Genomic DNA, 12,920 nt, shown 5'->3' with positions numbered 1-12,920 from the left:
CTTTCACCATAAGAATTGAGGAAAGCTATGTTTTTAATGAGATAAACAGATTACTTAAGCAGATCTTCTAATTGCTCCAGTTTTTCAGCAAACACATCTAATGCATCCAAAATCGTTTGTTTACTATTCATATCTACGCCAGCTTTTTGCAATACTTCAATCGGGTACTCGCTACTACCTGCTTTTAGAAAATTCGTGTAACGTTCCACAGCTCCATCACCTTCTGTTAAAATTTGCTGCGCTAATGCAGTTGCTGCAGAATATCCTGTTGCATACTGATATACATAATAATTATAATAGAAATGAGGGATTCGCGCCCATTCCAGACCAATTTCTTCATCTGAAACAACATCATCACCATAATATTTTTTATTCAAATCATAGTACAATTCCGTAAGCTTTTCTGCAGTTAGAGCTTCTCCTTGCTGTTGCTTTACATGAATCATATGTTCAAACTCAGCAAACATTGTTTGACGAAATACAGTTCCTCTAAACCCTTCTAGAAAATGATTTAATACGTATAACTTTTGTTTTTCATCTGTTAAATTTTTCAATAAGTAATCATTTAACAATGCTTCATTGCATGTAGAAGCAACCTCCGCAACAAAAATAGAGTAGTTTCCATAGCGATAAGGTTGGTTATTTCGCGTATAGTAGCTATGAACAGAATGTCCCAGCTCATGAGCTAAAGTAAACATATCATTTACATTATCCTGCCAATTCAGCAGAATGTAAGGATTCGTTCCATAAGCACCTGAAGAATAAGCCCCACTGCGTTTTCCTTTATTTTCTTCCACATCAATCCATCGATTATTATACGCTTCTTTTACAATATTTAAATAACCCTCTCCTAATGGAGCAAGGCCTTCAAGCACATATTGCTGCGCTTTTTCATAGGTGATTTCCATATCAACATCACGAACAAGCGGTGTATAAATATCGTACATATGCAATTCATCTAATTCCAACACTTTTTTACGCAATTGAATATATCGATGCAGTAACGGAAGACGTTCATTAACTGCTTCAACTAAATTATCATACACTTTCTCCGGAATATGATTATTATCAAGCGCGGCTTGTCTAGCAGATTCGTAATTTCTTACTTTGGCAACAAAGTTATCTTTTTTAATATTTCCACTCAATGTCGACGCAAATGTGTTTTTAAACGCACCGTACGTTTCATACATTGCTTGAAAAGCTGCCTTCCGTACAGAACGATCTTGTGATTCCATAAAGCGAATATATCTACCATGTGTAACGTCTACTTCTTCTCCGTCTTCATCCTTAATTGATGGAAACGTTAAATCTGCATTGTTTAACATACCAAATGTCTGAGAAGCAGTTCCTAACGGCTCTGAAGCTTCAGCTAAAATCGCCTCTTCGCGCTTATTTAAAATATGCGGTCGCTGACGAGTGATTTCATCCAATGTTTTTTGATAACCTTGCAAACCTTCTTCTTCTTGCAAAAACTGCTTTAAAGTAGCTTCGTTAATTTCTAAAATCTCTGGTACAATATAGCTCATTTTACTAGATGCAACCGTAATAACGTTCTCTGCTTGTGCATTTATCCGCTGATAAAATGAATTTGTCGTATCCTGATCATAACGCATATGTGCATATGTAAAGAGCTTGCCTAACCGTTCCGATAATTGATCCTGAAGCTTTAACACTTCATAAAGGTTTTTCGCAGAGGAACCTAATACGCCTTGGTAATTTTCAATTTCTGGAATAGCTTTCTGCAAATCTGCTAATTCCTGTCCCCATGCTTCATCCGTTTCAAAAATATCCTCTAACCTCCATGTTAATTCAACAGGGAGTTCTGTTCTTTTAGGTAGTTCTTTATTAGCTTTTGCCATTTCCTTAACCTCCTCATTGTTCCTTAATAGGATACATTAAATTGTTCCCACTATAAAGATTTTCGCTTTTCAATAGCTTTTTCCTGTTCCAAATTTCTTTTTCAGAACGATTATACGATTTTTTTCTATAGGAAAAAAATATTTTGTTATTTAGTATACATTATTTTGGAAGAAACATGCTTATTTTTTGCTGTTTCAATTTGTGGAGGAGATGTCTATCAGCAATCACTGCTTCATCTATTGTTTTAGGAAAATAAATATCCGTTTGTTTTCTAAAAGTGATTGCAGACTGTTGGCTAAACATTTGTAGTTGCTTGAGGAGTAGCATATATTCATATAATGGATTGAATGTATTACAGGTTAAAGGAAATTCACTTGTTGTATTCACCTTAGGGATTCTTTTATAAGAATCGATGTTTATCGTCTCACCAGTTTGAAGTAAAGCTAATTTTTCTAATACAAAGCTACTTTGCCACTCCCATAGCGGCTTGTTCATGAAAAGCTGGGATTGAATTGGAAGATAAATAATAGAAGGAAGATTATGAAGATATACGTTTTTGCTGTAGAGCCATTTGTGCCATTGAAGCTGTTGAATAGAAAGTTTATGACGTTGTTTTGTACGAAAAATTAATTTTTCTCGCTCCCATAGCGTATACAAATTTTCACTAGTAAATAATTTATGATCAAACAAATTTAACAATGAAAATTGATTTAATTTGGAATTTATAAAGGTGGTAATAGCTAATTGTTTGGAAGTCATATATATATCGTGGGCAATAATGAATTGATTTGCTACTGGACAGAAGAAGAAAATTCGTGGTGAGAGTTGAGCCGAAAACTGGTGGATAAAAGACTGAACGAAAGTATTTATGCGCAATTTATGCGCGCTTTTTCGTTTTAACTGGTTTGCCCCTAATATCCATAATGGGTATATACCAACCGAACGATAACCTTCTGTTCGAGCTTTTAGAAGTTCCCTAGAAATAGTTGCACATTGATACTCGATTGCTATCCGCTTTTTTCCAATATGGAGAAGTAAATCTGGACGCTGTTTAATATCTTTAATATACGATTCTAATTCAACTGCTAGATTCTGTTTAATCAACCAGTTAAAAAGTAACATTTTTCCTCGTTCATGATACAGTCCCTCACCTTCTTCTACTGCGTGACAATTTGGATTGGAATAGTGCGCAAAATGAGGGATTACCTTTTTACCAGAACGTATAAAAACGGCGCCTTTGCAAATCGGGCAAAAAAAAGATTGCGCATTTTTTTTCATATTAACTATTTCCCGGTAAGTATTTGTAAATAATGTTATTGTGTTACCATGCTTGTCCATAGCTTGTAGCATGAAAAAACCTCCTCTTCTATTTGATATGTTATTGTTGTTTATTTATTTGCTTGAAAATGTATAGGTGCGTTGAAACCGACATATGAAATTTTTGTCCATACGTGAAATTGAGCCTCCCCCCTTGAAACAAAGGCTCGGGGCGCCCGTTTAGCAACGTAGCGACTGGAACGAATCAACGAAAGTTTTAGGAATCATGCTTCTGCAACAGGAGTATGCCGGCGCCCCCCGGCAAGCCCGTCTTTAGTCGGCCTTCCTATTTAGAAAGAACCTATGATGACTTATCTTAGGGCAATGGAGTGAAGTCGCCTAGTTGCTGGGCGCTGGAGCCGGACGGGGCCCTTCTGTTATTTGATTACGCCATAGCATCAAATTTTATACTCCCTCTATATACTAACGTTTTCTCTTGTTTTCTTTGATTTTCTTATACTATAAACTAAAATCTTGTACTGTCCTATAGTAAAAGAAACACAGACTCATGTTTCCACCCACAAAGAGGCTGTTGATTTGAACAAGAAAGCCCATTCCTTTAGTGACGGCAGAATTTTCAACTGCTTATTAATATTGGACAGGCTTTATTTATTGGACACTTATCTCAAGTCGATGGTTAAAAGATTTTATCAATAAGCACTCGTCAAAAATACCATTTAACGCGTAAAGTATTTCTGATAGCATCGTTAAAGCAGAAAGCACTTATAGAATAAGTCCTCGTTTAATGAAAGAATGTAAAAAAGGAAAGTGAAGGGCGGAGGATATGAATAAATAAAACGCAGGCACTCTATACAGAGTGCCTATATGTTTGCAGGGAAATAAGCTCTAATATTCGAGAATGTGTTTTGTTCAAAAATAATTTTTCCATATTCAGACAGCACATGATTCGTAATATCTGTATCATTACCAAATTCAAAAACTTTACTAATCATGTTCTCTTGTTCTTCTTCTTCAATTTCATCTTCCAAAAATTCCATATATAAAAAATAGGTATCGTTATAATGGTATAAGGTTTCTACAGTCCCTAAATTGTCATTTATAAAATAGTGACTTAACTGGATAACATCTTCAAAATCTTTGAAGCTAGCAATAATCCAAAGGTTCTCATCATTGTATTGCTCGTTATCTTCTTCATCTTCTTTGCTAAATTTGTCCTCAAGCATATTTTCGATTTTCTTGTCCACCGGAAAATCTACCGCATTTCCATCATCTGTTTGTAATTCAATATTATCACCATTTTTGGAAATATGAGCCTTCGTAACAATGATTTCAAGTCCCTTTTCCAAAGCTTGAACTTGAATCCATAATGGACCATCAACATTAAAATCTTCTTTAAAATTCACTTCATCCATCATTTGCCAAAACAGTTGTTCGCTTCGTTCTCTGTTGTACCAAATCTCCTCGCGTTCAAAACCACGATCTTCAATATCCATATATGAAATGTAAAACTTAACTGTATTCTCATTTATTCTTTCTATTTCCATTTTTTCTCCCCCTTCTTTTTTTGGTAGGTGGAAGATACAGTCTCACCACTTGTAACTTACTTGCACAATACCCTTCTTTGTTCATTCTTAACCTTGTTTTCAGCATTAAGAATCTCGCCTTTATTTGTCACCGAATTCTAAATAAGGTACATTCACTTAATCATATTGTATGATATGAAGAAGGAATTTGGAAACATATATGCCTATTTAATTAGTAACATATTTTAACCTATAATGAAAGATTTGTCACGCTATTTTTTTTGACGATTTTAGGAAATAAAAATCGTTATCAAATACATTAGTTAAATTGAATTTTATTAGTGGGATTTTGTTTCATCCACACTAATCTAACGTATCCCAAGGCAGCTTACAATGATTGATACGGGCGTTACAGCTCTTTGTATCCAAAAATTAAATTTCAACGCAAAAAACACAGCACCACTGGCCTGGTCTGTGTTTTTTATATTATCCATATAACTCTGTGTTCTGCAATTATTATCTTGTTACTTCAAGATTAATTAACCATTTTTTGCGCTTCCCGTAATTGAAAGGTACGAACAGTTCTTGGAAGAAAACGACGGATTTCGTCTTCATTATAACCAACTTGTAGACGTTTTTCGTCTAAAATAATTGGCCTTCTTAAAAGCCCAGGGTTCTTTTGAATCAAATTAAAGAGATCCTTCATTGGTAGTTGGTCAATATTTACTTCTAATTTTTGAAATACTTTTGACCGAGTTGAAATAATTTCATCTGTACCATTTTCAGTCATACGCAGGATTTCCTTTATTTCATCCAATGTTAACGGTTCAGAAAATATATTACGCTCCGTAAACGGGATATTGTGTTCTTCCAACCATGCTTTAGCTTTCCTACACGATGTACAACTTGGTGAGGTATAAAGTGTAACCATCAAAAACTTCACTCCTCATTCTAAATAGTTTATTCCTTTATAAACTTTGAATGTTTTATCAAATAAAAATAAGTTTAAATTACCTTATATGTAGATTATACTACAAATGTCAAGCGAAAGGTAGAGGATTTTTGAGAAATTATTAGATTTTATACTTTTTTATTACGTTTATTCTACCGCTTAATTGTAAGTTACCCATAATTGTTCTTGTTTAAACCTGTTATTTGATAAAATCCACTTTTTTCACTAAAAAATTAAAGATTGATGACCCCGTAGGCGCAATTTGAGTCCATGGACTTTACGGTATTTGGGGGGACGCTTGCAGTTGGGTTTTTTCAACTTCTTCTGGGTTCATTTACGGCCATGGTCTAACCTAACTCGGCGTTCGAACGCTTGATGTCATTGTCATTACTTGTTGGACAGCAGCTTGTTTAGGGGACTTGTTTTTCGCAATCAAGCAAATAACCTCCCTGAGCGTTTCTACAGAAGAAATAGCGGGATTAGATTTCACAGAACACGGATCTAACGCTTTTGCAAGCGATGAAAATTCCACAACATCTACGCTTGAATTAGCCGCAAAATTAAATCGATTGACTAAGACGAAAGAAATAAGTTAACACTTGTTATATACCATTAGACGATTGCTCACATTTGTCATTAATTACGTCTAAACCACCATAGAAAAGCCTTCTTACTAAATAAGTAAAAAGGCTTTTCTATGTGCTATTAGTCACCCACTTCAAGAATGGGACAATGTGCACTTTACAAGACTAAGCAAGAAATAACTGGACTTTTATGGATTTTATTATATTATTAGAAAAACTTACCTATCACCATAAAAAATTGCCGATAAGCACAGGGTTTCTCCATTGATGTAATACACCCTTTATTTATCTGCTTGTAAATTGTCAAAAATGTTATTTTCTCGATCCTCATCGTATTTTAAAACCTCATCTACATGCTGATAACTTCGACCATAGACCTCTTTATCTTTATACGTATGAATTACTTCATACATTTGTTTCATCTGCTCATATATAAAACCTTCTGATTCATTACTTGGCGACCAGTATAGTATCTCCAATTCGGTGTCTTCGTTGGTAGCAAGCGATCTCCTACTATAACCAATCGATTGCGCATGTGCAAAACCTTCTCTTCGGTAAAAATGTAATCTTTTGGCTGTATCCGTATCTTCATAATCAACTGGCTCAACCTCTAGAATAATTGGCTTATTCTTTTCTTTCAACTTCTCAAGTAATGAATGTCCTATCCCTTTACCCCTAGCTTTAGATGACACCCATAAATAATCAATAAAGATGAAAGTATCAAATTCTGCATACATCATTACGTGCAAGTCACTTTCATCTTTGTAATAGACATTACCTTTCTCATCCAAAAGCTTCTCCATATGCTCCTTCGATTTCATCTCTTCTACAGAAAAATAATTATTTAACTTTTCATACCAATTCATTGATCCACTCCCTTATTTTTTAGTACGCTTTATAAGTATAAGTATTAGGAAGTTTTGCTTGCCATTAAAACTTTAGCATAAACGGTAGTTTGCCTAATACTATAAACCTTAAAACGTTAAGCTTTTCTATAGTATAACGAAAAAAAGAATATTTGTTAAATTACCAATGAACAAAAATATACTTATAGGATTCACAAAATTAATACATTTTATATAAAAATGGAGAAGTTTTACCGTTTCAATAAACAGCAACTTCTCCAATTTTATTATTCGTCTAATCCAATTGTGTAATCAACATTTTCTGAATACGTGTTACCAGCATTCCAAAGTAAGAACTCATTTATTCCATTCTCATACAACGCCTTAATCTGCGCCTCTACTTCGGCTTTCCCGTATTGCTTCGTTGCTCCAGAATACAACCAAGGTGCTTCAAAATCTTGAAGCCAAGGTCTTGAAACTGGCGGTTCTTCTAAAGCACCTAATACTTTATTTTCCACCTTCGCATACTCATCCACTAATTTATAAGGCTCGGTATCTGGCTTTTCAATACCGAAATAAGATGTCCAATGACTAGGATAAATCATGGATGAAATAATATCTACGTTCTCTGATATTTTAGAAAAGTTCTGTCCAATTCCAGGCGCTTCTTCTATTGTAGCTGCATAACCAAAGATATCTACAGAAACATCAACATCGTAGTTTGATAGTTCATTTCGCGCATATTCTACGAAATCAGTAACTGCTTGAACACGCTTTTGCACATCGTCCATTTCACTGTCCTTATAATCACCTAAACTATAATCCAATTCTTTGTCTCTCGTTTCAAATCCTTCCGGAAAACGAACATAATCAAATTGAATTTCTTGAAATCCCATCTGCGCAGCCATCTTAGCCACTTCTACATTGTATTCCCATACTTCCTTTTGAAACGGATTAACAAACGCTTCCCCTTTATTATTAACCCACACTTGTCCATTCTTTTTAAATGACAGGTCAGGGCGTTTTTTAGCTAGAACGGAGTCTTTAAAAACTACCACTCTAGCAATCGGATAGATTTCTATTTCTTCCAGAGTTTCCATCATTTTCTCAGGATTCTGTATCATATTTGAAGCCATATCTTCATAAGGAGAACCTTCTTCAGGAGTGAATGTTAAATTGCCATTATCTTCTTTTACATCAATGACCATTGAATTCAATTCCGTCTGATCAACAAAATCAACAAGATTGTTGAACCTGCTTCCTCCCGCTGAATTTCCAGTCACATAAATACCACGCACCGCATCTGGATATTCAAATGTATAGTCTGAGGTATGTACAAATCGTTTCATACTATCTTTTAACGGCTGTAGGCTAAGTTCACGTTCTTGGTGTAAGCTAGCAGTAGCTGTCTCTTCCCCATGTGCAACCATAGGAAGACTTAATAAAGCAATACTAATCCCTGAAATTAGTAGATTTCGTGTTTTTCTCATGCTTATCAATCTCCATTTTCATAATTGTAGTTCTAGTATAAAGGAAAACCTGTCAATTTTGAATGAAAAATATCAATTTATGTTGAAAATGATTACCATTTCCTAGATCACTCGTTATTTGTTAATAGGACGTGCTAGATTGTATTTTTATAGAAGATAGATCCAATTTTCATTAATTCCTTTTTTACATATGCAAATTTAAAAAGTTTGTTCTATAATAAGGGTTAGATATATTAGAAAAACTTGACATACCGCCAAAACATCATGGCGGAAGCGGTAGTTTTTCTTAAAATAAAACCTAACAATTATACTTTTCTATAGTATAAGAAAGGAAGTCTTCTTAATGACGAAGAACAATGTAAAACTAACAACGCTTACCACAAAAGGGGGATGCGGTTGTAAAATTGGCCCCGCTGATTTAGCTGACATTATAAAACAACTCCCTTCACCCACTCCAAACCCAAACGTCCTTGTCGGTTTAGATACAAGCGATGATGCTGGAGTATACCAAATTAATGAAAATACAGCTATTGTGCAAACGTTAGATTTCTTTACACCAATTGTAGATGATCCATATTCATTTGGACAAATTGCTGCAGCTAACGCCATTAGTGATATTTATGCTATGGGCGGTACACCAATAACGGCATTGAACATCGTTGCTTTCCCAGTCCACACCTTAGATAAGGAAATTTTAGCCGATATACTACGTGGTGCTGGTGATAAATTGACTGAAGCGGGCGTTGCATTAGTAGGCGGACATTCCATTGATGACAAAGAACCAAAGTTTGGACTTGCCGTAACCGGAATTATACACCCTGCAAAAGTGCAGACAAACAGTGGAGTGAAACCGAATGATAAGTTAATTCTGACAAAACCGATTGGTGTAGGTGTACTAACAACATCAATTAAACGCAATTTACTTACAGATACAGAGATTGAACATGTTACGAAGGTAATGGCTACATTAAATAAAGTAGCTGCTCATATTATGCAAAGGTATGAAATACACGCCTGTACAGACGTCACAGGTTTTGGGTTGTTAGGCCATGCATCCGAAATGGCCATAGGTAGTGAAATCAGTCTTACTATATACGACCATAAAGTCCCTAAACTACCTAGGGTTAAGGAACTAGCAGAATTAGGCGCTATTCCTGGTGGTACAAAGAATAATTTTCAACACGTACAAGGAAAAGTCTCTTTTTCAAGTAGCATGGACCAGATAGACCAGTGGATTTTATGTGATGCGGTTACTTCAGGTGGTCTGTTAATGGCCGTAAAGGATAAAGAAGCTGCTCAACTTCTATCTGAACTACAAGCTGAAGGTATACATGCCGCAATTATTGGCGAGGCTACGGAAAATACGAAAGCACATATTTACGTACAGGAGTAAGATAGGAAGAGGTGGCAAAACATTGTTGCAAAATATTACTATTGAAGCACTTAGGTCAATGAAGGAAAAAAAGAAACTTACGCTTATTGATGTAAGATCTCCTTCTGAATTTAACACCGCCACGATTCCAAACAGTATCAATATTCCCTTTTTTAATGATGAAGAAAGAGCAGAAGTAGGTACATTGTACAAACAAAAAAGCCCTCAAATAGCTAAAGAGCATGGCTTAAAAATAATGGCTGAAAAACTACCTCATTTTGTGAAAAGTTTTTCAAATACAGATGGAGAAAAGATTGTATTCTGTTGGCGCGGTGGCATGCGGAGTAAAACAACAGCTACTGTTTTAGACTTAATGGGGATTAGCGTTTATCGGTTAGATGGAGGCTATCGCAGTTATCGCAACTGGGTTGTGAACACGTTAGAAAATTTAAATTGGGATACGAAAGCACTCGTACTAAACGGTCATACTGGATCAGGAAAAACAACCATACTTAGAAGATTAGCAAAACTAAATTACCCTGTTATTGATTTAGAAGGAATGGCTAATCACCGTGGTTCCATATTTGGTCAAATTGGCTTACAACCACATAACCAAAAAACATTTGATGCGTTGCTCATCGAACAAATAGAAAGCATAAAACAAACGCCATTTATGCTTATTGAAGGTGAAAGTAAGCGAGTAGGTAGAGTGATTTTACCAAACTTTCTCTTAAAAAAGAAGACGGAGGGCACGCAATTTATCATTGAACTTCCCATTGAAGAACGAACCGCAGAAATTATAAAAGAATACGAACCTTGGAAGTATAAAGAATCTTGTTTAGAAGCATTTAAACGTATCAAAAAGCGCATTCATACACCTATTGCTAAACAAATTGAAACGGAATTAAACGCAGGACACTACGAATTAGCAGTCATGCTATTGCTCAAATATTATTATGATCCTTTATACGACTATACGACGAAACAAATACCCGATAATAAAAAAATAAGAATTAAAGCGAAAAATATACCACAAGCCTATCAATTAATAAAGGAGCAGATAGATAACAGCTTTTATGCCAAATAACCTAATCAGCAAATGACAAGAAATGGCGTAGACGCCAAACTCCTGCCTTGCAATGTTTAACAAAGCTTTATATAATAATACAAAACAAATACCATTAGCGATGACAAAGATATAGTACAATATTCCCGCTGGTTTTTAAGAGAGCTTGTGGCAGGTGAAAACAAGCACCATGGTTTATTGGAATTGGGCTTTAGAGCTTGTTAGCATGAATGAAGTGACCTTTTCTATAGAAGGTAATTAGGGTGGCAACGCGGTTCAATCGTCCCTGTAACAGGGGATTATTGAGCCTTTTTATATGGAAAATAATGAAAATGGAGTGAACAAAATGACAACAATTTTTTCAGGAATTCAACCAAGTGGTACGTTAACTTTAGGAAATTACCTCGGTGCATTAAAACATTTTACGGAACTTCAAGATGACCATACATGCTATTTTTGTATTGTGGATGAACATGCGATTACTGTTCCGCAAGATCGATTAAAACTTCGAAATAACATCCGTTCGCTTGCAGCCTTATATTTAGCAGCTGGTATTGATCCAGAAAAATCAACGCTATTTATCCAATCGGAAGTCCCTGCACATACGCAATTAGGATGGATGCTACAATCCATTAGTTATATGGGTGAGTTAGAACGAATGACCCAATATAAAGATAAATCTGCAGATAGAGAAGCTGCTATTCCGTCAAACTTACTCACCTATCCTGCCTTAATGGCGGCTGATATTTTACTATATCAAACCGATCTCGTTCCTGTAGGAGAAGATCAGAAACAACATTTAGAATTAACGAGAAATTTAGCACAACGATTCAACAATCGATATAACGATATCTTTACTGTACCAGAGGTAAGTATACCTAAGGTTGGTGCACGTATTATGTCATTGCAAAACCCTTTAAAGAAAATGAGTAAGTCCGATGAGAATGAAAAAGGGTTTATTTCTATGCTTGATGAACCAAAAAAAATCGAAAAGAAAATTAAGAGTGCTGTCACTGATTCTGAAGGAATCGTAAAATACGATAAAGAAAACAAACCAGGTGTATCTAACCTATTATCTATTCATTCCATCTGCTCCGGTGAATCTATTGCATCCCTTGAACAAAAATATGCGCACAAAGGTTATGGAGAATTTAAGCAAGGAACAGCTAATGCTATCATTGAGGTGCTAAAACCAATTCAAGACAACTATTATTCACTCTTGGATTCTGAACAATTAGATTCAATTTTAGATGTTGGTGCCGAAAAAGCTGCCCTCACCGCAAATCGAACAGTGGCAAAAGCCAAAAAAGCAATGGGCTTAGGAAGAGTAAAAAAGAAAAAATAATGTAAAATCAATGAGTGGGGCTTTTCTGTTATCCCCATTCATTGTTTAGTAACCCAAGGGGACCTATCGTCCTCTTATGAAAAAAGGGAAATTAAGTGCTGTTATTACCCGCTTTGTTTTGTCCAACACTTATATAAGGGATTAAAAAACGCTTCTCGTTATAACGACTTTCCTATAAAGAAAAAAATCGGGTAAAGCGTAGTTGCTTCACCCGTTACTTTAATACTATAGAAAAGTATTCCTGTAATAAAGCAAAATGAGGATTGAACTAAAAAAGCCCCCTTGGTATGATACGAGGTGTCCAATGCTGTTGAGCAAAACTGGACCCTTAAAATGAACCAAGGAGGACTAACATGAATTATAAACAAAATGAGAAGATATTACAACTGACAGACAAATCTTTAATTATTGGGGTCGACATCGCCAAGAATAAACATGTTGCTCGCGCACAAGATTTCCGCGGGGTTCAATTTGGAAAGCCGCTATACTTTGAAAACGCGTTGGAAGGCTTCCAAACGTTCATTCATTGGATGGATGAATTAGCCATACAACAAGAGAAATCCGATTTTATTATTGGTATGGAGCCAACGGGGCACTATTGGCTT

Annotated in this window: 10 protein-coding genes and 1 other annotated feature; of the genes, 4 read left to right on the top strand and 6 right to left on the bottom strand. The window is 35.4% G+C overall.

Annotated features, from left to right (window positions below; translation table 11 throughout):
- Positions 1–50: 50 nt before the first annotated feature.
- The 6 genes from pepF to BUB45_RS13880 all read right to left on the bottom strand — a co-directional run bounded on the left by pepF (position 51) and on the right by BUB45_RS13880 (position 8,532).
- Positions 51–1,859: an oligoendopeptidase F gene (pepF, locus tag BUB45_RS13905; protein WP_073010774.1), complete on the bottom strand. Its 1,809-nt coding sequence runs from the start codon at positions 1,857–1,859 to the stop codon at positions 51–53.
- A 160-nt stretch (positions 1,860–2,019) separates the two neighbouring features.
- Positions 2,020–3,210 (bottom strand): competence protein CoiA, encoded by a 1,191-nt coding sequence (locus BUB45_RS13900; RefSeq protein WP_073010772.1) that lies wholly within the window; start codon positions 3,208–3,210, stop codon positions 2,020–2,022.
- 788 nt (positions 3,211–3,998) lie between these two features.
- Positions 3,999–4,682: an adaptor protein MecA gene (mecA, locus tag BUB45_RS13895; RefSeq protein ID WP_073010769.1), complete on the bottom strand. Its 684-nt coding sequence runs from the start codon at positions 4,680–4,682 to the stop codon at positions 3,999–4,001.
- A gap of 514 nt (positions 4,683–5,196) precedes the next feature.
- A complete protein-coding gene (spxA, locus tag BUB45_RS13890) occupies positions 5,197–5,592 on the bottom strand; it encodes a transcriptional regulator SpxA (RefSeq protein WP_073010767.1) in 396 nt (131 codons plus the stop codon).
- Positions 5,593–6,478: 886 nt separating this feature from the next.
- Positions 6,479–7,063, bottom strand: coding sequence for a GNAT family N-acetyltransferase (locus tag BUB45_RS13885; RefSeq protein ID WP_073010764.1), 585 nt, complete (start codon positions 7,061–7,063; stop codon positions 6,479–6,481).
- A gap of 266 nt (positions 7,064–7,329) precedes the next feature.
- A complete protein-coding gene (locus tag BUB45_RS13880) occupies positions 7,330–8,532 on the bottom strand; it encodes a putative glycoside hydrolase (RefSeq protein WP_073010762.1) in 1,203 nt (400 codons plus the stop codon).
- A 343-nt stretch (positions 8,533–8,875) separates the two neighbouring features.
- Between BUB45_RS13880 and selD the strand changes: the two genes are divergently transcribed.
- From selD to BUB45_RS13860, 4 genes are all read left to right on the top strand, one after another.
- Complete coding sequence (selD, locus tag BUB45_RS13875; protein ID WP_073010759.1) at positions 8,876–9,925, top strand: selenide, water dikinase SelD; 1,050 nt, start codon at positions 8,876–8,878, stop codon at positions 9,923–9,925.
- A 22-nt stretch (positions 9,926–9,947) separates the two neighbouring features.
- Positions 9,948–10,991 carry a tRNA 2-selenouridine(34) synthase MnmH gene (gene mnmH, locus BUB45_RS13870; protein ID WP_073010756.1) on the top strand — a complete coding sequence of 348 codons (1,044 nt, stop codon included), beginning with the start codon at positions 9,948–9,950 and terminating at the stop codon, positions 10,989–10,991.
- Positions 10,992–11,082: 91 nt separating this feature from the next.
- Positions 11,083–11,261: a binding site (T-box leader), on the top strand.
- A gap of 55 nt (positions 11,262–11,316) precedes the next feature.
- Complete coding sequence (gene trpS, locus BUB45_RS13865) at positions 11,317–12,315, top strand: tryptophan--tRNA ligase (RefSeq protein WP_073011076.1); 999 nt, start codon at positions 11,317–11,319, stop codon at positions 12,313–12,315.
- 353 nt (positions 12,316–12,668) lie between these two features.
- Positions 12,669–12,920: IS110 family transposase (locus BUB45_RS13860; protein ID WP_139300170.1), on the top strand; the 252-nt coding region annotated here is incomplete at its 3' end.

Source organism: Virgibacillus chiguensis (assembly GCF_900129865.1).
Classification (GTDB): Bacteria; Bacillota; Bacilli; order Bacillales; family Amphibacillaceae; genus Virgibacillus; species Virgibacillus chiguensis.
Note: the sequence above shows the minus strand (reverse complement) of the source record. Positions and strands in the feature narration are given on the sequence as shown.